Annotated in this window: 20 protein-coding genes; 13 read left to right on the top strand and 7 right to left on the bottom strand. The window is 67.4% G+C overall.

What is annotated here, in order from left to right:
- Position 1 precedes the first annotated feature (1 nt).
- Positions 2 to 787: a sigma-70 family RNA polymerase sigma factor gene (locus BMY97_RS42685; protein WP_091628984.1), complete on the top strand. Its 786-nt coding sequence runs from the start codon at positions 2 to 4 to the stop codon at positions 785 to 787.
- A 437-nt stretch (positions 788 to 1224) separates the two neighbouring features.
- Here the strand turns inward: BMY97_RS42685 and BMY97_RS42680 are convergent, their stop codons facing one another.
- The 3 genes from BMY97_RS42680 to BMY97_RS42670 all read right to left on the bottom strand — a co-directional run bounded on the left by BMY97_RS42680 (position 1225) and on the right by BMY97_RS42670 (position 4202).
- The gene (locus tag BMY97_RS42680) at positions 1225 to 2067 is read right to left on the bottom strand and encodes a hypothetical protein (RefSeq protein WP_143086485.1); all 843 of its coding nucleotides are present in this window, start codon (positions 2065 to 2067) and stop codon (positions 1225 to 1227) included.
- Between the two features lie 508 nt (positions 2068 to 2575).
- Complete coding sequence (locus BMY97_RS42675; protein ID WP_091628981.1) at positions 2576 to 3370, bottom strand: hypothetical protein; 795 nt, start codon at positions 3368 to 3370, stop codon at positions 2576 to 2578.
- 4 nt (positions 3371 to 3374) lie between these two features.
- Complete coding sequence (locus BMY97_RS42670) at positions 3375 to 4202, bottom strand: hypothetical protein (protein WP_091628979.1); 828 nt, start codon at positions 4200 to 4202, stop codon at positions 3375 to 3377.
- A gap of 384 nt (positions 4203 to 4586) precedes the next feature.
- Between BMY97_RS42670 and BMY97_RS42665 the strand changes: the two genes are divergently transcribed.
- From BMY97_RS42665 to mihF, 5 genes are all read left to right on the top strand, one after another.
- Positions 4587 to 4787 carry a hypothetical protein gene (locus BMY97_RS42665; protein ID WP_091628977.1) on the top strand — a complete coding sequence of 67 codons (201 nt, stop codon included), beginning with the start codon at positions 4587 to 4589 and terminating at the stop codon, positions 4785 to 4787.
- Entirely contained in the window at positions 4787 to 5146 is a 360-nt protein-coding gene (locus tag BMY97_RS42660) for a hypothetical protein (RefSeq protein ID WP_143086484.1), read from the top strand. The genes BMY97_RS42665 and BMY97_RS42660 overlap by 1 nt, the downstream gene beginning before the upstream one ends.
- A gap of 69 nt (positions 5147 to 5215) precedes the next feature.
- Positions 5216 to 5686: a hypothetical protein gene (locus BMY97_RS42655; RefSeq protein ID WP_091628974.1), complete on the top strand. Its 471-nt coding sequence runs from the start codon at positions 5216 to 5218 to the stop codon at positions 5684 to 5686.
- Positions 5683 to 5997, top strand: a complete 315-nt coding sequence (locus tag BMY97_RS42650; protein WP_091628972.1) for a hypothetical protein — start codon at positions 5683 to 5685, stop codon at positions 5995 to 5997. The genes BMY97_RS42655 and BMY97_RS42650 overlap by 4 nt, the downstream gene beginning before the upstream one ends.
- 112 nt (positions 5998 to 6109) lie before the next feature.
- Positions 6110 to 6421 (top strand): integration host factor, actinobacterial type, encoded by a 312-nt coding sequence (gene mihF / locus BMY97_RS42645; RefSeq protein ID WP_091628970.1) that lies wholly within the window; start codon positions 6110 to 6112, stop codon positions 6419 to 6421.
- Positions 6422 to 6533: 112 nt separating this feature from the next.
- Here the strand turns inward: mihF and BMY97_RS42640 are convergent, their stop codons facing one another.
- A complete protein-coding gene (locus BMY97_RS42640) occupies positions 6534 to 7010 on the bottom strand; it encodes a GNAT family N-acetyltransferase (protein WP_091628968.1) in 477 nt (158 codons plus the stop codon).
- On the bottom strand, positions 7007 to 10126 hold the full coding sequence (locus BMY97_RS42635; RefSeq protein ID WP_143086483.1) for an orotidine 5'-phosphate decarboxylase / HUMPS family protein: 3120 nt from the start codon (positions 10124 to 10126) through the stop codon (positions 7007 to 7009). The genes BMY97_RS42640 and BMY97_RS42635 overlap by 4 nt, the downstream gene beginning before the upstream one ends.
- Before the next feature lie 866 nt (positions 10127 to 10992).
- Here BMY97_RS42635 and BMY97_RS42630 point away from each other — a divergent pair.
- From BMY97_RS42630 to BMY97_RS42600, 7 genes are all read left to right on the top strand, one after another.
- Positions 10993 to 12039 carry a beta/alpha barrel domain-containing protein gene (locus tag BMY97_RS42630; RefSeq protein ID WP_091628965.1) on the top strand — a complete coding sequence of 349 codons (1047 nt, stop codon included), beginning with the start codon at positions 10993 to 10995 and terminating at the stop codon, positions 12037 to 12039.
- Between the two features lie 2 nt (positions 12040 to 12041).
- Entirely contained in the window at positions 12042 to 13082 is a 1041-nt protein-coding gene (locus BMY97_RS42625) for a pyridoxal phosphate-dependent aminotransferase (protein WP_091628964.1), read from the top strand.
- A gap of 25 nt (positions 13083 to 13107) precedes the next feature.
- Entirely contained in the window at positions 13108 to 14508 is a 1401-nt protein-coding gene (locus BMY97_RS42620; protein WP_091628962.1) for a cation:proton antiporter domain-containing protein, read from the top strand.
- A gap of 84 nt (positions 14509 to 14592) precedes the next feature.
- Positions 14593 to 15483 (top strand): endonuclease/exonuclease/phosphatase family protein, encoded by an 891-nt coding sequence (locus BMY97_RS42615; protein WP_177231819.1) that lies wholly within the window; start codon positions 14593 to 14595, stop codon positions 15481 to 15483.
- A gap of 125 nt (positions 15484 to 15608) precedes the next feature.
- Positions 15609 to 16268, top strand: a complete 660-nt coding sequence (locus BMY97_RS42610) for a hypothetical protein (RefSeq protein WP_091628959.1) — start codon at positions 15609 to 15611, stop codon at positions 16266 to 16268.
- Entirely contained in the window at positions 16265 to 17194 is a 930-nt protein-coding gene (locus BMY97_RS42605) for a hypothetical protein (RefSeq protein WP_091628958.1), read from the top strand. Before BMY97_RS42610 ends, BMY97_RS42605 begins: the two co-directional genes overlap by 4 nt.
- 468 nt (positions 17195 to 17662) lie before the next feature.
- Positions 17663 to 20989, top strand: coding sequence for a DEAD/DEAH box helicase (locus BMY97_RS42600; protein WP_091628956.1), 3327 nt, complete (start codon positions 17663 to 17665; stop codon positions 20987 to 20989).
- A gap of 549 nt (positions 20990 to 21538) precedes the next feature.
- Here BMY97_RS42600 and BMY97_RS42595 read toward each other — a convergent pair.
- Positions 21539 to 22165 carry a hypothetical protein gene (locus BMY97_RS42595; RefSeq protein WP_091628954.1) on the bottom strand — a complete coding sequence of 209 codons (627 nt, stop codon included), beginning with the start codon at positions 22163 to 22165 and terminating at the stop codon, positions 21539 to 21541.
- Positions 22166 to 22205: 40 nt separating this feature from the next.
- Complete coding sequence (locus BMY97_RS42590; protein WP_143086482.1) at positions 22206 to 23717, bottom strand: DUF4185 domain-containing protein; 1512 nt, start codon at positions 23715 to 23717, stop codon at positions 22206 to 22208.
- Positions 23718 to 23909 lie beyond the last annotated feature (192 nt).

Here is a 23909-nt window from a genome sequence, read left to right as displayed (position 1 = left end):
AATGCCCGACACCGCCGCGACCGCGAAGGTCGTCTTCGGCAAGCCGCTGCAGCTGGACAAGGCCCGCGGCGACGCAGATCTGATCGCTGCGGTCCGCCGCGGCAAGATCGAGGCATTCGGCGAGCTCTACGCTCGTCACGAGACCGCCGCGAGCTTCCTCGCCCGCCGGCTGTCCGGCTCACACGCCGTCGCCGAGGACCTGGTCCAGGAAGCATTCGAGAAGATTCTCGACCTCTTGCGCGACGGCAAAGGGCCTGACTCCGCGTTCCGCTCCTACTTGCTGACCACGCTGCGGCACTGCGCCTACGACCACGCCCGCAAGCACAAGAAGGTCGAGCCGATCGGCGACTTCAGCGACCGATTGGGCTACCGCGACGAGCTGGTCGTGCACTTCCGCGACACTGAACTCGCCAACCTCGAGGAGCGCCTGGCGGCCAAGGCTTTCGCACTTCTCCCCGATCGCTGGCGCACCGTGCTGCTTCTGCGTGAGATCAAGCAGCTCACCCCAGCCGAGATCGCGCCGCTGATGAGCCTGACCTCGGAGAACGTCTCAGCCCTTCTGTACCGAGCCCGACGGGGACTGCGTGATGCGTTTCTGCAGGTCCACGCCGAGCGAGCGGCCGGAGACACCCAGTGCCAGGACGTCGTCGACAACCTCGGCAAGTGGACTCGCGGGCACCTGAACTCCCAGGAGTCGGACAAAGTCGAGTCGCATCTGGATCACTGCGCGCGGTGCACCGCGCTGGCTCGCGAATTCGCTGATCTCAACGTCGGCATCCCCGCGTAGCAGGGGCCGCGCGGCCTCGCGCCCGTTCCTGCTCGAATCCCGCTTCCGCGAAGGACCCGTTGCATGTCCGCGCTCTTCCCTCGCCGTCGTCCCGGCACCCATCTTCCCCCTGAGGCATATTGGGGAACACCAGCGGCGCCGTTGAGCAGCGCGGCGGGGTTGTTCACGCCCGCTACCCCGGTGCAGCCACCCGCTGAGGTGAGCGAGCCGCGGCACGTTAGGCCGGAGTCGGGACCGCCGACGATCGTCTTCCCAGCCGTGATGCTGGAGCAGTTGCGGTGGCCGTTGACCGATCAAGATCCCCCGCCATCGCCGCTGCGCACCGCCGACGATGCGGCTTTTCGCGACCGCATTTTGTCGAATCTGCGACGGATCCGAGAGTGAGGACCGTGACCATCGAGGACAACCCGAGATCAGCCCGATATGAACGGGCCGGCTCACCCAGAGGCATCGAGGTGGGGGAACAGCAAGGGCAGCTCCCGAGCGAGGCGCTCCGCCAGCGTTGCACCGTCACCGGCCTGCCATTCATAGTGGGCGGACACCCCACCTGCCGGGACGCTGGTGCCGCTGGCAATTGCGGCCTTCCACACTGGACTGTTCGGACGTGGCAGCAACAGCACCGGAGTGCCGGGGTTGTGCCCGTAGCGGGTCATGTCCCGCCCGGCGGGAGTCGTCCACCATTGCGCCGAGGCCGACACGCCCACGTTGAGGACCAGCCAAGGGCGCGGCGCGCATCCGGCCGCCCGGTCCTTGGCCAGCCACAACGCGTAGTCGCCGGCGAGGTAGTCGTCGTCGGCGGCCCAGAAATTCACCAGCGGGGCGCGCTGCTGGGCGCCATCGCTGCGCAGCCCGAGCAGCGTGTCTTCCACTGGGCGCAGCAGGTCCGCGTAGACCTCACGCATCGCGTCGCTGATCGCAAGGCGGCGGGTGCGGTCGGGGTCGAGCCGGATGAACCACTCTTCAACCCCATCGGGCAGCAGGCTGCGCAGATAGTCCGTCAGCGCAGCGACGGCGAACGGGACGTCGTTGTCGGTGCGCCGCTGATGTTCGGCTCGCGGAATGCGCACCAGCCAGCGGTAGTAGGTGCCCTCGGGCGTGAGGTCGTGAGAGTCGTCATCGACACAGCCGAGGTAGACGCAGCCAGCCGCTTCGCACATCTCCGTGAGCGACTGGGTCGTGCGCGCACCAATTCCTGGCTGAGTCAGCCGCGAGGGGTCTCTTGCTTCGATTCCCCAGACGATCCAGTCCTCGTCCAGCTCGGTTGTTACGTCGTCGACCACGATGTCAGTCTGACGGACGGCCTGGAGTTACTGCAGGTATACATCCCCAACGGGCAAACACTGGGGTCGCGGGCAACTGCGGATTCGACTCCCAAATTCGTTGTCCGCGCTGGTAAGGGCCTGATCGGCATCTTGCCCAGGGTGACGCAGTTCATATCGGCCAACCGATCGGTATCAGGTGCCGCGCCATCGCCAACTCCGAGTCCCAGCGCCTCAGATCGCTGGCCAGGCGCAATCACTCGGTCACGTTCCGCACATGATCCCGCGGGACGAGACGATCCCGACCCACGCCGAAATGGCCGTGCGCTTTGGTGCGGCCGCGGGAAGCCCGCACGAGGGCAACACACGCACGGCGGCGCTTTCGAACGGCGGTTGTCTCCGAGTGCGGACGCGGTGCCAGAGCACCACGCACACAGGATGACGCCTGACGATCGGCAGAGGAGATCCCCGTTCCGATGCCACACATGCGGATAGCAAAGGAATGTCCACTATGGAACATCTGGTCACGTCAGTCGGTGAACCGCACGAACGCGATGCTCTTGTCGTCGTGCGGCTTGGCACGAGGCAGTTTCATCGCCGACGGGTCGCGGCAAGCTTCCCAGTTTTCGCATCGGCGCAGGATCCGCTGCAGCTCGACTGCGTCGCAGGTCGCCAGACGCGGCCAGTCGTCGAGCCCGAGGTGCCGCATGGGTTTGTAGGCACCGTCGGTTGCCAGCCCGGCCCAGGGAATGTCGTCGAGCCGGAAGCGGCGGGTGAGGGCGTGGCGCGCGGCTGCGGGATCCGCCTCGGCGATCCAGTATCCGCCCGCTCGGTTGCGCCGGGCGGCTTGCTGGGTCTGCAGCTCGCGCAGGATGGCGCGGTGGGTGTCGTCGAATCCAGTGCCATGCGCGAGGCGCTGCCGGTAGTGCCTGCTGGGCTCGAGATCGAGCTGGCTCAGCCTCGGGTCGGTCAGCGTTGTCCCGGGCAGGACAACGAGGTTGTCGCCCAGCAGCAGGACGTCGAGCCAGCCGTGATGGGCGCGCAGGATGGTGACGGTGCTGGAGGGGGATTGTCCGGGGCGGAGATCCAGCTGCCCGACGACGTCGTGGATGGCAGCGGCGAGGAGTTCGATCAGATCGTCGCCGGGCGTGCGGACGAGTTCCCGCGTGAGGCAGGTGGCGAGTTCGTCGGCGTAGACCGCCGGAGGTACCGGCACGGGCACGAACGCCGAGGCACCATCAAGCATGATCACGGCGTTTTCGGTGGTGGCGATCTTGTCGTCGCTGGCGTGGATCGCGGGAAGCTGGCAGGTGACGGTGTCCACGCGCTCACCAGGTGAAGGGGCCGGCGACGAGTTCGCTGGCTGTGACGTGCCGATCGTCGAGGACGCAGCGAATCACCATCGAGCAGGACGTGTCGTCGGTGAGAGTGAACAGTGCCGCGAGGTTGTTGGTCAGATAGTGCGCGGCGCCGAGCGACCCGATGGTGTGAATTCCGGCGATGTGCACGACCACCCGACCGTCTCGGATCTGACGGGCGACGTAGGCGACGTCGCCAGCCTGAGGCGACGATTCGTCGGTCGGCGACCCGTGTCGCGTACCCGTGACGACCTCTTCGATCCACCATCGGGACCCGTGCTGGGTCATCCGCAGGGCTGGATCGGCCTCGAGCAGCGAGGCGCCGATCGGCGCCGACTTCGGGCCGCAGACGACCACGGTGTCGCCGTCGGGAAGAGTCTCCCGATCGGGCTCAATCTGATGGCGGGTGGTCACGAAGGCCATCGCACTGAGCAGGTCAGCCAGCTGGTCGGCGGTCTCGGCGTCCTCCGCGGCGATCAGCGGCCGTTCCCGGTCCGTGGTCTGGTACCGGTACGGCACGCTGATACTGACCGGACCGTGCCCGAAGAACAGGCGCTCGACCACGGGTGCCTTCTTCATCAGCTGCGACAGCCGGCTCTTGGTCAGCCCGATCTTCGGGGCGATGTCGGTGTCCTTCATGTCGAGCTCGCTGCGGGCGCAGTCGATCGCGTGCCGCCGGATTCGAGCAAGCTCGACGCCGAGCTGGTTGTACTGCTCGATCAGTTCGGTCGCCCGGCGACCGCGGCGAAGCGGATCGGGGTCACGTCGCAGTTCATCGAAGTCACGGTCGGCGCTCACCCCCGAGAGTTTAGACCCCTTGACTGCGCTGGTCAGCACGGCCTAGCATCCAGTTAATACCCCTAAACTTCGTCCATGGACGAAAATCCCGTCAGAAGTTGAGGGGTATCAACTTCCTTGGGAGAGGCACACATGGCACGCACACAGCGCCCAGGTCAGCACGCCAGGCCGTCCGCTGGGCCGTGGTGCGCGGAAGCAACCGCTCACCGTACCCACTCCCACCCCAAGCAGGTGCTCCGCGCCGGAGCGCCGTGACGACGACGCGGTCCCGGGCGGTCACCAACGCTCGAGACCGCGCAGGCGGCCGCCACAGTCCGGCGTTTCCCCGATCCGGCGCGGAGCACCACCCGACCACGACCGACAACCACGAGGAGCTGGTCCTCCATGGCTCAGACCACTGCCGCAACACCCACCAGGCTTGTCCCCATCGTGCGACTGGGGGTGCGCTTCACGATCGGCGGTCACAGCTGCGCGACCTGGAAGCCGGCCGACAAGGCCTACGAGTGCACACACGGGTTCGTCATGTGGAGATCGCAGGTCGCCGAATCCTACGACCCGGAGTCCACACAGGACGGTGTCGAGTGATGGCCGAAACCGACGCCGCCACAACAGATGCTGCGGTCGAGCGGGCCAGGGTCCTGCTCGTCTGCTGTGTCCTGGCCGAGCACTTCGGCCCCCTGGCACTGCGCGACCTGGATATCCCCGAGTTCCGGATCACGCATACCGTCGCCGTCGAATTGCGTGACGTACAACCGGACTACGTGTTCCGGTGGCGAAGCCGCGTCACGGCGTGGTCAGTCAGGTGGGACGCGGCCCGGCTCGCGACCGCGAGGTACTTCCCGGACCTGCCTGGCGCGAAAGAGATCCCGGAGATAGACGCCCTGGACCGCCTTGACCTCAGCGACGCTGAGCGGGCGCAACTCACAACGCTACTGCCGCTCTAGACCGCCCATGCCGTGCAACCCGACTCCCCGCGCTGCTCCGGCTGCACCCGCGAGCAACACTCCTGGGGCGTGGCCGCCACCGACGCCGCGCTTGAGCTCCCCGCCGGAGCCGTGCGCCTGACCCGGCGAACCTGCGCCTGCCCACGTTGCGCGTGCCGCGACGTCGAGCTGACCCTTTCCGCCGCCGCACGGGCCACGCCCGCGCACGCCAAAACCGACCAGATCCCCACCGAATACCTGGCCCTGGCCGGATTCGTGGATGCCAAGGAGTTCACCGACATCATGCAGACACCCACGGTGCCGAAATACCTGCTTCCCGAAGACGCCTTCCGCGCCAGTGGGCTGCGTACCTACGTTCCCCCGGCAGTTCCTCTGGCCCCCAGCGTTGAACCGCTCGTCCGGGACCAGGGCCCACCGCTCGATCTCCAGCGCCCGCAGATCCCGTTCATGGAGCGAGTTCTCAAGAGATTGCGCGAGTGGCCTGTAACCGGTCCAGGCGACATCCCGCCGTCCCATCCGACCCAGGAACCACCGACGTGAGCGGGCCACGAGTCGCCCCGACGCTGCCGTGGATCGGCACGCTGGTGACAGCGGTTTTCGAGGGCCACACCGTCCAGGGCAAGGTCATGCACTACGAGCACCACAGCCTGGCGCAGAGCACCTTCCCGGTGGCTTTCGGACCACGCTGGCGGACGATGACCACCGCCTCCATCACCGAACTGCCGAACCAGCCACCAGGTCGCCGCCCCCCGCCCCTGACCGGAGAGTGCGGCAGGGCTGCGAAGAATTCCGCGAACGACGGCGCGGATCCGACGATCGCGACGCCGGCCGCGCGATTGACCGCGGCGTAGAACCGCTCCCCCGGCGCCCTGTCGCATGAACCAAGCCCCATGGTCCACGATGGTGAGACCCTCTCTGCCGCGCGAACACGACGCGGCACCGACCGAAAGGATCAGCTCCCCCATGGCACTGCCCACCTTGACTCCCGAGCAACGAAAGGCCGCACTGGAGGTGGCCAAGGTGGCTCGCACCGCGCGCAAGGAAATGATGATCGCGCTGAAGTCGGGCCAGATAACGCTCGCCGACGTGTTCAAGAAGGCGGAGGACGACCTCGTGACCCAGAAGACCAAGGTCTCTGCCGTGCTGAAGGCGCTACCGGGCATCGGTGAGGTTCGCGCCGGCGAGCTGATGAAGAAGATCGACATCGCGCCCTCGCGCCGGATCAGAGGGCTCGGTGACCGGCAGCGACGCGAGCTGATTGAGGCAGTCGGATAGTCCCGCTGGCGGAGCAGGCCACCCGTGTCCCCTTCGGACGGAACTGACGGAGGCCGGTCAGGCCGTGTGCAACACGGCTTGACCGGTCTCTTGACGGCTCTGTGTGAGTCGTTTAGGGCAGGTCCAGCTGGTAGACAGCGCGGTCCTTGCCGGGTCCCTTGAAATCTGAGGTGACCGAAACACCGTCGACGTCACGATCGCCGGGGACGTTGACGAAGCCGAGGGCTTGCCAGGTTGCCTGGGCCGCGGTGTTGTCCGGCTCGGAGGTGAGATACAGGCGGGAGCAGCCCCAGCTGATCGCCTGGTCCCGCACGGCCGCGATGAGTGCCTTCGACACGCCCTGCTGCCGATGATCCGGGTGGGTCATAACGTCCTGGACGTAGACGTCGCGTGGGTCTTCCTGGCTGCGGAAGGCCATGACCGCGCCGGCGACGTCGTCCCCGGCCAGCGCCACCGGGCACGTTGAGGCGAACAAGGTGGCATAGCCCCAGTAGTCGGAGTAGGTGCGTGCGCGGATGTACGGCTCGCCGAGTTCCATCAGGGCGATGACCTGCGGAATGAGCTCCTGACGCAGTGGCGTGATCTTCATCGGCTTCCTTCGTCGTGATCGCGGACCGATTCGGCGATGCGGCGGGCGGCGCCGCCGGGGTCGACCGCGTCGGCGACGCTGCGGCCGACGATGAGTATGTCCCAGTCCCGGCTGGTGATGATCGTCTGGTCGGCGGCGCTGAACCCGCCGGACACCGCGACCGGAAGCTGGGTCCAGCCACGGATGGACCGGGCGGTCGCCAGGGAGTGCCGGCTGCCGATGCCGACGTCGATGTTGGTGGTGACCGTGAATCCGTCGACGCCGGCGCGTTCCATCGCAGCCACCCACGGCTGGGTGAGCAGGGCGGTGGGCGCGTCCAGGACGATGGGGACGCCGAGCCGGTGCCCGGCTTCCACCGCGGCCGCCACGCTGGCGATCGTGGCCGGGCCGATCAGCTGGACGACGTCCGCGCCCGCCTCGGCCGCCAGCACGACCTGGTCGCGGCCCCAGTCCGCGGACATCATCTCCGCGACCACCAGCACGTCCGGAATCTCCCGTTTCACCCGCTCCACGGCCCGCAGTCCCACGCGCTTGATCAGCGGATCTCCCACCTCGACGAAGTCGACGCCCGCCTGCCCTGCCGCGCGGGCGACGATGAGCGCGTCGTCCAGGTCGTGCATATCGAGCGCCACCTGGAGTGAGCGGTGGCCGCGGCGGCGCCGGAAGGATTCCCGGTACATCCGCGGGTCGTCCAGCCCGCCCGGTTTCGGATCGGCCGCCACCGGTTCGTCGAGGGCTGCCGCCTCGCGCACCACCAGCCAGTTCGGGCTCCGGCGCGCGATCTCGACGACTGCGGTGAACACGGGCTTGGGCAGGCTGGTCCACCCGGTGCGGGTTTCCCGCAGCATCGCGAACAACGCTTGCCCTGTGGCGGCCGAGTCGTCGACGGCGTCATGAGGTCCGTGGGTCAGGCGCAGTCTCTGGAGCATCGGCCGCACGTGGGCGGGACAATGGGTCCAGCTGGGTTCCGCCGCGATGGTCTCCGCCGCGGTGTCGGCGAGTTCGGCGAGGATCCGAGGGGGGCGGGGTGCCGTGAGCAGGTCGTGCAGTACTCGCTCGCGCACATGCCAGTTCTCGTCGGTCAGCAAGGTGGTGAGGTAGCGACGCGCGGGTGCCGGGGTGACCCGGTGCAGGCTGAGCGCCGCCGCGGCGCGGACTTTGTAGTCGGCGTCGGCGACGAGGCGGTCCATGACGGTGCGGCTGGTTCCAGTCGGGGGAGAGTGCTCGTCGCGGAGTGCTTCGGCGAGACCGGCGCGCACCCGCCAGCTTTGGTGCTCGAGCAGGCGCTCCAATGCGCCGCTGGTCACGCTGTCGTCGCCGATGAACAGGAAGTAGTAGCGGGCGAAGAAGATGGATTCCGCGCCCATGTCGAGGTCGGCGAGGTCGAGCAGGATTCGCACGGCCGCCGCGTCGAGGTTCAGCTCGATGAAGGTCATCACTGCGCGCCAGATCGCGGCGCCGAACCGGCGCAGCAGGCTCAGCAGCCACTGTGGGCAGTCGCTTCCCAGGGCGGGATAAACCGCGGAGGTCGCGAGTAGCGCTCGGGCCAGTTCCAGGGCGGTGTCTTGGTCACAACGCTGGGCGCAGGCGCGCAGGACGTCGGGGGTGGCGAACCTGCCGATGTCTCCGGCGATGGCCAGCATGAGCGGCAGGGTCGTGCCGGTCGCGATGGTCGGGGACATCGCGGCGAGACCGAGCAGGTCCCGGTCGACGTCATCGAGGCAGTGGATCACGAGCTCGAAGAGGGTGCGGGCGGCGGCGGAGTGCACTGCCTGATCGGCCAGGTGGTTGAGCGCTCCGACCGTGGGAACCAATCGGCCGCGATCACGCAGCAGCCCCGCGATGCGGGTGGCGAGAAAGTATTCACGCAGGACGTCGTGGGTGAATTCGACACGGCCCGCCGGGGTGCGCACCAGTACCGCTGTCGAGATCCGGCTGGGCTCGTCCCGATGGGTGTCGTGATCTTCTCTGAGCGCGCCGACGGTGAGTCCGGCCGGGACGAGGTCGGCGGTCTGGCGGGCGGCGATGTCGGACAGCTCGGCGATCACGGACTCGCTGTCCTGGCCTTCGGCGCGCAGGATCGCGTGGACGCAGTGGTCGATGAGCCGATAGGCGTTGCCGTCCGCGGCGGCGGTCCCGTCCCCGGAGGTCAGTACCAGCTGCATGTAGAGCGGGAGCCGTGTCAGCTGCTGGACCGACGCGGGAAGGTGCTCGAACGGCGGGCCGTCGCCGGCGCGGGAAGAGTTCCAGATCTGCCGGGCCGTGACCATGTCCCAGGGGCCGAGCAGATGCTGCGGTCCCTGGTCCCGACCGGATGGCGGGTCGAAGATGGCGGCGTTGAGCACTGGATGGGCCCTGGTCTCCACGGCCGGCGGGGTGCGCAGGACCAGCAGGAACCTCAGCCAGCCCGTGGTCACCTGGCGAAGGATGGTGTCGAGCTGGCGACCAACCCGATCGAACTGGCTCTGGGAGCTGATCCCGTCGATCACGACGAGGCAAGGCCGGCGCAGCCGAGCGCTTTCGGCCTCCAGTGTCAGCAGGGCGTCGTTCTCCTTCGGCACGGAGCTGTAGCGCAGGATCTCCACGGCCAGATCCAGGCTGCCAAACTCCCATGATCCGACTGTGTGGAGCTGGAAGTCGGCTGCCCCGGCGAGCTCGGTCACGAGCTGGTAGACGAGCCGGGTCTTGCCGACCCCTGCCGGGCCGGCCAGGAGATACACCCGCGCCGAGGAGCGCAGAAAGTCGCGCACGCGGCCGGTGGCACCGTCGGGCGCCTGGTAGTCCAGGCTGCGGGCGAACTGGTTCCGCAACTGCGGAAGCAGGTCTCGGGTCCGCGCGGACGAACTGGTGCCGAGAGTGTCGGAGTCCATCTCGTCCTCGTCCGCCTTCAAGGCTTGTTCGAAGCGCCCCCGGACGTCTTCGGGAGCGAGTGCGAGATCGGCGTCGAGCACTTCCTGGGTGTTCTGGCGCAGGTTGGCGTCCGATCCGCGTGCTTCCCAGTACGACACCGCGGCGGCGGTGTAGCCGAGGTGTTTGGCGAACTGGCGAACCCCCATCCGTCGGGCGTTGCGCAGTGCCCGTGCCTCCCGGCCGGACCACTTGACAACCGGTATCACCAGCACGTTCCTTCGCAGTCGACGGTAGGACGGGCGTTCGCGATGTCCCAGCGTAGCGACCTTCCCACTCGCTGTGTCTCCACCGCGCCGAGGGCGAACTTGACGCCACTGGGACGGGCCTTGACACCAGCCGCTGTCGCGCCGCAGTGATCCGTTGCAGGGTAGAAGCCGCACGAACACAACGCGGTGCCCGTCCAGGCGGAGCCGCACGCACGGCGGCCACCCGAGGTGCCCCCGATCCCCGGGCGGCCGCCGTGCACCGCTGGCCCGCGACAGGAAGGCGTGACGACGTGAGGAAGCCGGAACATCGGCAGGCGCACCGCCACCAGGGCTCGCCGTCACTCCATGGCTGGCCAGCAGCCCCGGCAGGCCTCGCGGAACGGCTCCACCGGTGTGCGGCCACGTTCGCCATGGACTTACCGGGAGTGAAATTGGCTGTGTAGCGCCACGTCACAAAATCGGTGAACGGCAATCGTGGCCGTAACACCATCCGTAGCTCGTGCGACTTCCCGACACCACGACCACGCACCAGCAACGCGCAAGCGATTGACAAAACGTTGCTGGACAAGCGAACCGATCAGGTGGAGTTGCGTTCGGCACGCCGTTTCCGAGCTGCGACCCCATGATCCACAGCGAGATGGTGGCCCACGGAAAAGAATCGGAAGCCCGGCCCTACCAGGGTTTGTCCGAGTATCCGTTTCCCGACGCGGGCGCCATCTCGCTGTGCCGCGCTGGGACTGGTGGGGCAAGGGCGACTTTCAGACGGCACTCGAACTCTCAGCCTGGCTTGGACACCGGAAACCGGAACTCGAGACCCTCTACCGCTTCGCCGCCATCCGCCGTCATGACCACAGTCCGAGGATCTGATGTACGACAAGTTCGCCCACCCGCTGCGGTGCCGCACCGACTTCATGGGCACCTTGCTCGACGTCACCTTACGTGACGGCGGAGCTGACGCCGGCTTCCGCTGGCCTGCAGATGTCTACAGCACGGTGCCGGCAGCGCTCTCCTCACTCGGCGTGGACATGGTCGACCTCGGCTACCTCGGCGGTACTCTGCCGGGGCACTCCACGACCGTCCCCGATGTCGGCAGCTTCCTGACCCCGGACGACGTCGCCGCCGCCCGGCATCCCGGCTTGCGGCTGGCAGCGACGGTGCACCCCCGAACACTCGAGCAGGTGCTGGACTTCGCGCCGTACGTGCAGGCCGGGCTGGCCACGCTGCGGCTGGAATATCACCCGGCCTGGCTCTCGAGCATCGTGGTGCTGGCTGCGCGGGCGCGCGAGGCCGGGCTTACCACCACGGTCTCGGTCACCCTTGCCTCCCGATACACCATCTCCGAGTTGTGCCGCCACAGCGAATCCATCCAGGCGCAGGCAAGCCCCGACGTTCTCTTCGTCGCCGACACCTGCGGGGCGCTGCTGCCCTATCAAGTCGAGGAGCTCGTGAACCGGCTGACCGACACCCTCGACGCCGAGCTCGGGTTCCATGCCCGCAACCCCCTGAGCCTCGCCTACGCCAACGCGCTGGCCGCCGTGGACGCCGGCGCCACCCACATCGACTGCGCCCTGCTCGGCCTGGGGCCCGGGGCCGGCAACCTCGCCACCGAGCTGGTGCTGCTGCGCCATCGCCTGCCTGGACATCCGGCGCCAGCCACGCTCCCAGGCTTCTTGGCGAGCCGGAATCGGCTGGGCACGGTCACAGGACGTCCGCCGGGGACCCTCGTGCCCGCGGCCTGCGCGGCGCTGAACTTGACCCCGGTGGAAGAGCAGGCCCTGCGGCAGTTCGCCGACGACGAGCACATCGACGTCGAACTCGCCGCGTTGTGGCTGGTGACAGTCCATGCCCAGCTGGCTTCGCTGCGCCCGGACGACCTGCACGCAGCGTGGCAAGCCGGGCATCCGGAGCGCTGAGCATGCACACCTGCATCAGTCATCGCGCCGCCGCGGTGGTGACCTACGACTACGACGATGTCGTCCCCGCCGGTCAGCTCGACCTGCGCGGGGACAACTCGCCCCCGCTGGCCACCGCCGTCCCGATGCTGGCGCAACCCGGCCTGAGCGCCGACGAGCTCAGCTCCTACGGCGGGGTCGCCGGCGATCCCGAACTGCGCGCGATCCTCGGCGCCCTGATCGGGGTGGCCGGCGATCAGGTCTTGGTGACCACCGGTGGCAGCGAAGCGCTGTTCCTGGCCTTGACCTGCGTCGCAGATCCCGGTGACACCGTCTTGCTGCCGCGGCCGGCCTTCCCCGGCTTCGAGCAGCTGGCACGGCTCGTCGGCCTGCGGGTGGTGCACTACGACGTCCCCGGCGTCCCGCCTCGCCGCCGGGCGGGCGAACCGGTCGTCGTGTGCACCCCTCACAACCCGACCGGGATCATCACCACGCCCGGCATCTCCGTGCGGGACGACGGCTGGACCGTTTGGGACATCTCCCACATGTCGCTGGCCGGCAGGCGCATCGCGGATCTCACCGCCGAACTCGCCGCCCACGACATCCTCGTCTTCAGCCTGTCCAAGCTGCTGCGCCTGCCTGGCGCGCGCGTCGGCTGCCTGGTGGCCACCGACCCCGCGATGCTCGCCGCGGCTACGCGGGTCAAAACGCACCTGTCGATGTCGAGCAGCCGTCCCGGCCAGCACCTGGCGAAGCGGATCCTGTCCAACCCAGCCACTCAGGACGAACTCGATACCCGGATCGCCAGGTTCGATGACCTGCGCGGGGAACTGCTCGACGCCGTCGCCGCATCCCGCGGCCTGATCGCCGTCGCCGCCGCTGATGGCACGTACGTGTTCGTGCGCACCCGCGATGGATCCGACGCCTGGCAGCGGCTGGCCGACGCGGGAGTCGTCGGCATGCCGGGAGTCGTGTTCAACAGCGCACCCGACACGGTCCGGCTCTGCATCGCCCAGTCCGACCAGATCGTCCGCGAAGCGGCACGGCGGGTGAAGTCGCTGTGATAACAGGGATAAGCGAGGGAACGTCATGACCGCCACCCGCACTGGACGAGTCAGCGGTACCCGCACGGTCGTGATCTATCTGAGCCTGGTCGTCCTGCCCGCGGCGGCCGCCACCGCGCTGCTTATTGCGGTCGGCGGCGGGCGAGGCCGGGCCATGTCGATCGCGGCGACCGTGCACCCGTATGCGCGGCTGTTCTTGGCGATCGCGCTGATCGTAGTCGTGTGCAAGGCAGTCGGAACGCTCGTCGCGAAGGTGGGGCAGCCAGCGGTTGTCGGTGAGATCGCTGCGGGAATCCTGCTCGGCCCGACGCTACTGAGCTCGGTGTCTCCAGCGGCACGGCAGTGGCTGATCCCGGATCCCACGCTCGCCCAGTTGCAGGTACTCGCCCAGATCGGCGTGGTGCTGTTCGTGTTCCTCGCCGGGCTCGAACTCGACGTCGCCCGCCTCCGTGGCCGCGGGCGCCTCGCGCTCGTGGTCAGCCATGTCAGCATCGCGGCGCCGTTCCTGCTCGGTGTGCTGCTCGCCGTTGCCGCCTTCGCCCGGTTCTCCCCGCCTGGGGTCGGGTTCCTCCCGTTCGCGTTGTTCCTCGGGGTCGCGTTGAGCATCACCGCGCTGCCGGTGCTTGCGCGGATCTTGCTGGACCTGGGGATGTACCACCAGCGGATCGGGGCGCTCGTGATGACCTGCGCGCTGGTAGACGACGTAACCGCCTGGATTCTGCTGGCCTTGGTCGTCGCCGTGGCCACCGCGTCGTCGGTGCTGGGAGTGCTGGTGACCATCGTGCTCACCGCCGCCTTCGCCGGCGTGCTGTGGGCGTTGCGTCCGGCGCTGGGCCGGCTGCTCGGCGCGGACGGCGGCGCCGGCGGACGCGGGGCGCTGCACCTGGTCCTCGTCGGGGTTCTAGTGGCCGCGACCTGCACCGAGTGGATCGGTGTGCACGCGATTTTCGGTGCGTTCCTGTTCGGACTTGCACTGCCACGTGAGTCCGTCGTCGCCAAACGGGTGACGTCGATGATCGGCGGCGTGACGAAGACCCTGCTGCTCCCCTTGTTCTTCGCGATCAGCGGGCTGAGCACCGACCTGCGGCTGCTCGGCATTGACGGCAGTCTCTGGGGATGGTGTGTTCTGGTCGTCGCGGTCGCGGTCCTAGGCAAGTTTGGCGGGGCCGTGCTCAGCGCTCGCGCGATGGGCGCTCCGGCGCGGACGGCCGGACAGATCGGTGCGCTGATGAACTGCCGTGGCCTGACCGAGCTGGTCGTGCTCGACGTTGGGCGCCAGCTGGGCATTCTAAGCCCGGCGTTGTTCGCGATCCTGGTGCTGATGACGCTGGTGACGACCGCAATGGCAGTGCCGCTGGTGAAGCTGTTCCGACGAGGTGAACAGCGTGATGCTCTCGACATTCATCTGGGTCAACCCGGCTGTTGACGGATCCGTCGACACCAACCGAACAAGGGTGGGGAACCGAACGTGCAGGAAGATCGTACGACCGCGACAGTGCTCAGCTGGAACGTGGCCGAGTACATCCGGCCAGGCAAAGCAGCAGAACGTGCACCGCTGGTCGAACAGGTGCTACGTGACGAGCGCCCGTCGGTGGCGTTGCTGCAGGAGATCTACGCTCCCGATCGGGCAGAGCTGATGACCCGGGTCCGGTCTCTGGCACGGGAAACCGGCTTGGAGTGCGAGTACGAGCCCGGAAACGTCGCCGCCGCCTACGGCTCCCACGACATGCACGCCGCAGTCCTGTGGGATCCCGAGCGGGTCTCTCCCGTGGAAGGAACCTGGCGTTTCTACGGCCACGGCGAACTCTGGCACGCGATGGTCGTCGGCACGGTCGAGATCGACGGCATCGAAGTCTCGGTCGCCAGCTATCAGGCCCCGTCCTTGGGAAAAAGCACACGCGTCAACGAGTCCGAGCGACTCGTGCTGGCGGCGACGAGCGGCTACACGCGAGACGCGTTGATCTTCTGCGGCGACTTCAACAGCCTGTCCAACGCCCGCACCACGGCCGGGGAGTTCTACGACCCCGAGCCGTACACGGGCAAAGACCCCGATCCGCAGCAGGTGTTCCAGTGTCTCTGGGACGAGGACCCGGCCACCGGCGAGATCATCAACGTTCGCGCCGACCGGCGCCCCGCGCAGTCCCTCTCCTACGGGGGTCTGCTGCACGACGCCGCCGCAGCCCTCGGCGGGACCTGGGAGCCGACAATCGGACACTGGTACCCCAACGGGCCGCACGGGCTCCGGCGGATCGATCTGGCCTGGGTGAGCACCGCGGTCTTGCCCGCGATCGTCGGCTGCTCCCCCGTCGTCACCGACGTTGCGCGCAAGGCATCGGACCACCTTCCGCTCAGGACGGTCGTGAATGTGCCGGAACTGCGCACCCGGCTCGCGAGCCGCTGACGAACCCATCACTGGGATGTAAGTCCACTGAGGACACGAGCCGCCGTGCTGGCCAAAGGCGAGTCCCTCCAGTTATTGATCATCGACGTCATCGCACCTACCGACGAACAGGGATCCGTACTGCAGTGAAAAGCGCATTCCAGCCCGAGCGGCTGTGGCCGCGGGGGCATCGAGAGCTGAACCTGCTCGTCACGCCCGACCTCCACCGCGATGACGATCTCGCGATCATGCTCACCCGAATCCGCACGCTCTTGAAGCAACATCCGGCCACCGACCGGCCTGTCCCCGACGAATGGGTTCACCTGACCGTGCAGTCGATCAACCACGGGCTCGCCCGTGAGCCTGTCGGGCCGGCGGCCCGGACGAGGCTGATCGAGGAGCTGGCGGGCCTGTTCGCCTCGCTGCCCTCGTTCAGTCTGCTGCTCGGCTCCCTCCTGGCCTACAACACAGGTGTCCTCGCCGACGTCCACTACGACGAGCCGTTCAACGATCTTGTGAACCGTGCCCGCACGATCATCGCCACGATATGCGGGCAGGACTCGATCGGCCACGACTCCACCCCTGGGCACATGGCCGTCGCCTACGCACACGGAGAACAGGAAACCGATACCCTGCAACGCCAATTGCGGCGAATCCGGCCCAGTCACGCGACGCTGACAGTCGACTCGATCGTCTTGGCCGAGGTCCAGCAGGACCCGGCCCAGTGCGTGTACCGATGGAACGTCCTCCACCGGTTCCCCCTTGCCATTCCCGTGCGCGACAACAGGACGGTGAGCACCCGGTGACGACGATCGACCTGGCATACTTCAACTTCGAGCACGGTGGCTTGATCGGGGGCGGTGCCCGCGGCGGCGGCTCCGGCTACGACTTCACCGGCCTCGTGCGAGTCATGGGTGAGGACGACCGCTGGCCGAACTTGTTCGTGATGGGCGAAGGCGATCGCTACGAATTCAACGGCGGTCAGGGCAAATGGGGCGCTGTAGCGGCGATGCGAGCCGCCGGTGGCCGCCCATACGTGCCACTCCCGTGCGAACTTCCCCGTCAATGGGGCCCGTTCGCCCCGGTCATCTTCTACGACGCGCAAACGGTCGTGGTGAGCCGCTTCTACGACCATCGGGCACCGGACTTCGCCGCAAGGAATTCCAACCTGGTGACGATCAGGCCCGTGACCGGCGGCGACGAGCTGTACGTGACGACCACGCACGGCGATCTCAACGACCCGGCCTTGCGTGAGTCCGACGCCAAAGCGATGCGCTGGCTCGCCAATCCCACCGTGCTGTCCGCGATCCTCGCGGACTGGAACGAGGTCCTGTCCGGCCCCCACCACGAGCCGCAGGATCTCGACGCGCCTCACTACGACAAACCGCACCAGATCTTGTACCGCCTGCGCAGAGGCCTGGACGGCAGACCCGTCGAGCCGCGCCGACTCGAAACACGGGCGATGGACTACCTCTGCGGCTGGTGGGACGAGCAGCGCGATGAGCGCGTCGGCGGCGTGGGGTTCCACGACGCGGCCGAGCTCGCCGGCATCTACACGGGCACCAACCTGCCCAAGCCGTCCGGACGGCAGTGCACCCAGATCGACCACATCCTGCTCAACACGCCGCTGGCGGCGCGCGTGGTTCCCGGTTCCACCCGGATCCACGAGCCGCTTGATCCGGCGAAGCCGGACTCCGACCACAAGCGCATCTCGGTGACGGTGGATCTCTAACGTCAGACGCCCGGCAACGATCCGGCTGGCCGGACTCGCCTTTTCACCCTGCAGCGCGTTGCGGTGGAACTCGCCGAGGCAGAGGAGTAGCGTCCGCTGTGCGTGATCGTTCCCGTGCCAGCCGGGCTGAGCCGATCTTCCTGCGCAAGCAGGCTTGATTGAGAGGTCATCGATCACGCGACGAGCAGACCGCTGGTTTCAGGTTCTGCACGCACACACGCGCGCCCCCGGCTACTCCCCCCTCGGCCGGGGGCGGCGCCTTGTCCTCACCCGGCGCTGAAGCCGCCAGCGGAGCACCTGGTCGCCGCGCACCCCGCCGCGACCAGGCCTTATTACCGGTGTCCCAGGTGCCTGGCAACTACGGTGACAGTAACATCGCACAACGCGGCGTTACTGTCACCGGACCGGTACGAGCCACGGGAGTTCGGTAGCCGTTCGGGGTTACTGATTACGGGAGGGATTCGCACCATGGGGGAAAGCCTCGCCCGGTCGCCGAAGCTCTGGCCGCACCAGGTCGAGGCGTTGACGTCGGTCAGGAGCGCGATCGCCCGGGGTGGGCGGACAACCCTGGTCGGCGCCTGCGGGATCGGCAAAACCCGGATCGGCGGCGCGCTCGTCGCCGACCTCCGCGCGCGACGTCAGGCCCTGGTGGTGCTGCCGACGATCGAATTGCTGGTGCAGACACTGCAGGCCTACCGCGATGTCGGTGACGGACCGCTCGGAACCGTCGTGGCGGTGTGCAGCGACCTCACGATCGCCGAGATGGAGCTGATCGCCGGCGAACCCGACGTCGTGGTCACCACCACCGCCGACGTCCTGGCCGGCGCGCTGGTCGGCCGCGGCCGCGCCACCGTGCTCTCGACGTACATGTCGATGCGGGTCGTCGCGGCCGCACACGCCAACCACGGGCTCGGCCCCTGGGACATGGTCATTATCGACGAAGCGCACCGGACCACCGGACACGCGGCCGGGCCGTGGAAGGTGGTGCACCACAACGAGCTCGTTCCAGCGAAGCGACGCGTGTACATGACCGCCACGCCGCGGGTCGCGACTTCCTCGGCCGAGAACGTCGTGTCCATGGACGACACGCGCATCTTCGGTGAGGTCTCCTACCGCTTGCCGTTCTCCCGCGCGATCGACCTGGGGCTGCTCGCGGACTACCGCGTCGTGGTTCCGGTTGTGACCTCGGAGGAAATCCACCACCTGACCACCGACGAAGGCCTATCCATGACCTTAGGCGGGTCGGCGGTGGCGCCCGGCGTCCTCGCGGGGCAGATCGCCGTCCTGCGCTCGATGACCGAATACGGCGTCCGGCGCGCTATCTCGTTCCACAACCGGGTCGCCGACGCGAAACTGTGGGCGCACACGCTTCCCGCGACCGCGAAACTCATGCCTTCGGGCCCGATCGAGCTGTGGGCCGGGCATGTATCCGGGGTGCAGCCACCACCATTGCGGCGGCGCATCATCAACCGGCTTGCCGACCCCGGCGACGAGATCGCCGTCGTCTCCAACGCGCGGGTCCTCACCGAAGGCGTCGACGTTCCCGCCGTCGACGCCATCGTCTTCTCCCGTCCGCGGACGTCGGCGATCGACACGATCCAGGCCGTCGGCCGTGCGCTGCGGACCGGGGGGCGCAGCGGAAAGGTCGCCACGATCGTCGTGCCGTTGCTGCTGGGCTCCGGCGAGAGTCCCGAGGCCGCGCTGGAAGGGTCGACCTGGGAGCCGGTCTGGCAGGTAGTTCGCGCTTTGCGCGACCACGACGACCGGCTCGACGAGTACCTCCGCCTCCGGCGCACCGCGCTCGGCGAGGGACGTGAGCTGGAACCCGACCGCGAGGTCAAGCTCCCGCCGTGGTTGCAGATCCGCGGTGTCGCCATCCCGGACGAGTTCGCTGAGTCGATCACCATCCGCACGGTCCGCGCCACCACCGTGAGCTGGGACGAGTACTTCGGTGCGGTCCGTGCGTACTTTCACCTCAACGGCCACGCCAACGTTCCCGTCAACTGGGTGAGCCCAGGTGGGCTGCGGGTTGGCAGTTGGTTGACCACCCAGCGCAGGTATCGACGCGATGGAAGCCTTCGCCCGGAACGGGAAGCCGCGCTCGACAGCGTCAACATCGTCTGGGACATCCTCGACGCGATCTGGACGACCGCTCTTGGTCACGTTCGAGCGTTCCACAAGATTCACGGGCACATCGACATCCCGGTGAAGACGGTCGCCGAGGACGGCTACCGAATCGGAACGTGGCTCGGGTGGCAACGGAAGTTCTACAAGCAGGGTGCTCTCACCAAGGAACGAATCCAGGCACTCGAGCAGCTCGGCATCACCTGGAATCTGGGCGAGGACAAGTGGACACGAGCCTGGGACGCCGGCATCGAGGCTGCGCAGCGCTACCGGGACGAGCATGGCGATCTGGAAGTCCCCCACAACCACGTCGCGGCCAATGGCCACAAGCTCGGCATCTGGCTCGGCAAGCAGCGCCAGGACTACGCGAAAGGCAAACTCAGCGCGGAGCGGATCACGGCCCTGGCCGAGATCGGCATGGTGTGGGTCAAGCTGGACCACGTCTGGCAACAGGCATACAAACACGCATGTGCCTACCGCGAACGCAACGGTCACCTCGACGTCCCCAGCGCCTGGAAGACGACCGACGGATTCTCCCTGGGAACCTGGATTCTCAACCAGCGCAAGAAGCATCGCGAGGGAACCCTTCTCGCGGATCAGGTCCGCGCGCTCGAGGACATCGGGATCGTGTGGAGCATCCACGACGCGAAGTGGAACCGCGGCTACGAAGAAGCCCGGGACTACTTTGACCGCAACAAAGACCTACGTGTCCACTACAAATGGGTCGCACCGTCCGGCTTCAAACTCGGCGCATGGATCGCCGATCAGCGCAAGGCTCACGGTGCCGAATCACTGGCGCAGGCCCGGATCGAGAAGCTCAACGCGATCGGGATGTACTGGAAGGTGCCCGACGAAACCTGGCAAACAGCCTACGATGAACTGAAGTCGTACCGCGACGAGTACGGGAACATGTTTCTTCCCAACGGTTTTATGTCGCTGACGGGCATCAATCTCTACGCTTGGTGCCAGAACCAGCGCGGCTACCGGAACAACGGAAGCTTGTCTGCCGAGCGGATCGCGTTACTCAACAAGATCGGCTTCCTATGGGATCTCGAGCAGGAGAAGAAGGCTCGCGACCGCGAACTGTGGATGCGCCGCTACAACGAGGTGTCCGCCGCTATGGGCGAGAAGAAGCACCCGAGCCGACTGCCATCCGGACGTTCGACCGAGCGAACCTGGCTGGACAACCAGGCGGTGGCGTATCGCAAAGGCAACCTGGACCCCGAACGACGTGAACTGCTGGAGGCCATCGGGGTCACCACGGATCAGAAATGGGCTACATGGCTTGCCAACTACGAGGAACTGGATGCCTTCCGCCGGGAGGAAGGCCACTTCAAGGTCCCCGAAGACTACCGCACCGTCGATGACGTCGCGCTCGCGTCCTGGAAGAACCGGCAACGATCGTTCCGCAACCTGGACAAGCTCGGCGACAAGGAAATCGCGCTCCTGAACAAGATCGGCTTCCCATGGGACCCGTACGCCGAGACGTGGGACAAGCGTTACGCCGAGGCGGCCAGCTTCAAGAAGCGTCACGGCCACCTGCAGTTCCGCAACGGCAACGCGCTGCACAAGTGGCTGGCGCGGCAGCGAAAGCTGCTCGCGGGTGACGCCCTGGAACAGGAAAGGATCGATCGACTGTGCGCCCTTGATGAGAACTGGGCCGACGAGTAGCCACAGCGGGTCGAGGATTTTGGCGCACCGGCCGCCGAGTGCCCCACTGGCGGACGCGTGTTTGCCCGGATGAAGCCGTGGTACAGGCACTGGCGAGCTGCTGCGACATGCCGGTGCGTTCCCGCACGATGACGGAGAGGTGTTAACCATCTGGTCGGCTGAGCCGGCCCGCGCACCAGGCACCGGGATGTTGTCGTGCCGGGTCGTGACAGATGATCAAGAAGAGGGAGACAAGTGGAGCGGTGTGTGTGTGTGTTCATGTATGGCTCCGAGCCGTGGCCGCCGGGGTTCACGACGCTCCAGCTGTACGCGCCGGTCGACCTTTCGGCGAGCCCGGAGCTGGCCGAACTGCCGCTGCAGTGGCGCGCGGCGGTCGACGGTGCCTCGGCCGGCTTGGTGCAGGACAAAGACCTCCACGTCACCCTGGTTATCTACAGCTGTCAAGACGTTTCGCAGGTAGGGGCACGTTTGGGCAGTCAGGCACGTCAGACGTGCAGCGGTCGTGCCCGTTGGCGGTGCTGGCCAGCACTCGGCCCGGCACCGCCAACGTCAGTCGGCGCGCAGCGGGATCGGCGGGGCGATCGGCTTCCAGCCGAGTTCCTTGGTGACGTTGTCCGGGCGGACGTCGACCAATTCGACCGTGGTGATGGTCAGCGGGACGACGGCGGGGTCGATTTGCCGAACCTTCCGTGACCACGGGTCGGTGTCGGTTGGCTTGTGGCAGTAGCCGAGGCTCATGTGCGGCTTCGCCTGGCGGAAAGTGCACGCCGCGTCGCCGCGAGCAGATCGGATGGTGTCACGGGCTGCCTGCTGCAACGTGCGCAGCGGGCCGGCGGGGCTGATGTCCATGATCGGCCCGACGGCGTAGGCGATGGGATAAGCAAAGCCGTGGTAGACGGGCATGTCGGCGAGCCGGGCACGAAGGGCATCCTCGAGGTCGTCCCGCTCGCTCTGCGTCAGATCCTCGATCACCTTGTCCGCGACTAGGTCGAGGGTCACATGCAGTCCGGGCGTGTCCAACATGGACACGGGAGCGCCGTCCATCGCGTCGCGAATCTTGTCCACCATCGCCGCCGCTTCCGGGTTGATCGTCAGGTCGATCGGCGCGTAGACCTGAAGCACTCCTTTGCCGTCCGGCCAGGGCCGGTCGCCGAACTCGTACTCGTGCGGTTTCACGAAGTCCCCTTCTCGTCGGGTGTCCGGGTGCTCGACAGTGTCAGTGCGGCTGACGGTCGCCGATCAGCGTGGTGAGCGGCACCCGCAACCAACGCCACCGGCATGTGGTCGAATCAGCTTGGGCGAGGTCGCGATGATTCACGCTGTAGTTGACCAGGACATCGCCCGCCCTGCCGGTCCAGATGCCGGGGTGGGGCTTGGCGTTGCACGTGACCACGCTGCTGGTGGTCTCCGGCGTCCGATACACCAGCGTCGGTGAGGTCCACGGTCCCCACGGCTGCGCGGCGCGGTAGGAGACGATGTCGGGGCTGAATGGCTCACGGGTGTCGTGGGTGAGCAGGACCCAGCCGCCCCCGTTCCGTTCAGGCACGGGCAATACGCCGAATTCGTTGGCCACACCGTGCAGCAGCCGGACTGAATCCGCGCTGTCGGCCGACCAGCGCTCGCCTTGCCAGAACTCCCACTTCGCTTCCGGGTCGGCGAGCTGGGCGTCGGGTACGCGTGCCAGGTGCAGCCACTTGTCCGCTCCGAGGTCTTCCACTCCGAACACCAGGGTGTACTCGCCGTGCCGTTGCGCGGCAGCGCCCCACTGGATCGGGCCGGGGTGCAGATCGGTGACCTCGATCAGCGTGAGGTCGGGCAGCGTGAACCGGGCCAGCGCGGTGCCGGTGAACGCGGAGTCCGCGATCCCGGTGCCGGTGGCGACCTGGCGGTGGGCGAACACGACCAGTTCGGTGTCGTCGGTGGTGGCCAATCCGGCACTGGGCCGGTACCAGCGCGGTTGACCGCTCTCGTCCGGGCCGGGGGCGGGAATCATGTCGGCGCGCTGGCCATCGGCGCCGACGCTGCCGGTGTAGGTGGTGCGCGTGGTGCCGTCGTCGAGAACGAAACTGTTGCGCACCATCATGTTCTCGCCCTGGCCGGCAGCGGGCAGGAAAGTGTCTCCGCAGATCCACAGCTCGCGGCGGCCGGGCAATACGACGCAGTAGCCGCCGTTCGACGCCAGCCAACCGGTGCGGGTATCGGCATACCGGTGCCACTCTGATTCCCGCAGGTAGTCGCGTTGCAGGCCACACCCGAGCGCGTCGAGGTCGATGTCGGGCAACGGCGGCGGCGCGACGTCGGCCCAGTCGGTGCCGGTGCGTTCGCGCCAGAGGGTGCGGACCTTCTCCTCGATGGCCGCGGGGTCCGACGAGTCCACCACCTGCGGAGCCAAGCTTGTCAGGGATCGGCGTAGCAGCGCCAGCCCGGCCTGCCGAGCGGCGCCGGAGTCCAGCAGCGGCAGCTCGACGATCTCGAAGGTGTTGGGATCGTAGGTGTTCAGCACGAACAACTCGGCGGCCGACCGGTCAACGCATGCAGCCCGGAGACGGCCGCTGACGTGGAAGACCAGGCAGATCGGCTCTCCGGCCGGTGCTGTGCTCGCTCCGGTCGGAGTTGGGTGATGATCGTTCGCCATGGACTCGTCCTTCACTCGCCGCCGACAGAAGTGCCTTGCCAAGAATGTATCCCGGGCGGATCTTCGGCACCTCCGGGCAAAGGTAGTGCCCACGGCTCCTGCTTGGCTCCCAGCAGTCCCACCGTGTCATTCGTCGCAGGGCACGACGGCTCGCCGGCCTGCAGGCCTCGCTCAGAAGTCGGAGAGCTGCAGGTTCTCGCGGCGCGCTTCATGTCGATCTCCGCCGACCTGCGGATTTGCTGCTGTCTCAAAGCCACTTCATCCCGGCGCAGTCTCAAATCGACT

This window comes from Amycolatopsis saalfeldensis (assembly GCF_900110575.1).
Classification (GTDB): domain Bacteria; phylum Actinomycetota; class Actinomycetes; order Mycobacteriales; family Pseudonocardiaceae; genus Amycolatopsis; species Amycolatopsis saalfeldensis.
The sequence above is the reverse complement of the archived record's forward strand: the minus strand, read 5'-3'. Positions and strand labels throughout refer to the sequence as shown.

Bases quoted from the DNA above. Each gene is read 5' to 3' on its own strand.
- BMY97_RS42660 (WP_143086484.1), top strand. From the start codon at position 4,787: ATGGCCGAAACCGACGCCGCCACAACAGATGCTGCGGTCGAGCGGGCC.
- BMY97_RS42600 (WP_091628956.1), top strand. From the start codon at position 17,663: ATGGGGGAAAGCCTCGCCCGGTCGCCGAAGCTCTGGCCGCACCAGGTC.
- BMY97_RS42640 (WP_091628968.1), bottom strand. From the start codon at position 7,010: ATGAAGATCACGCCACTGCGTCAGGAGCTCATTCCGCAGGTCATCGCC.
- BMY97_RS42685 (WP_091628984.1), top strand. From the start codon at position 2: ATGCCCGACACCGCCGCGACCGCGAAGGTCGTCTTCGGCAAGCCGCTG.
- BMY97_RS42620 (WP_091628962.1), top strand. From the start codon at position 13,108: ATGACCGCCACCCGCACTGGACGAGTCAGCGGTACCCGCACGGTCGTG.
- BMY97_RS42625 (WP_091628964.1), top strand. From the start codon at position 12,042: ATGCACACCTGCATCAGTCATCGCGCCGCCGCGGTGGTGACCTACGAC.
- BMY97_RS42630 (WP_091628965.1), top strand. From the start codon at position 10,993: ATGTACGACAAGTTCGCCCACCCGCTGCGGTGCCGCACCGACTTCATG.
- BMY97_RS42665 (WP_091628977.1), top strand. From the start codon at position 4,587: ATGGCTCAGACCACTGCCGCAACACCCACCAGGCTTGTCCCCATCGTG.
- mihF (WP_091628970.1), top strand. From the start codon at position 6,110: ATGGCACTGCCCACCTTGACTCCCGAGCAACGAAAGGCCGCACTGGAG.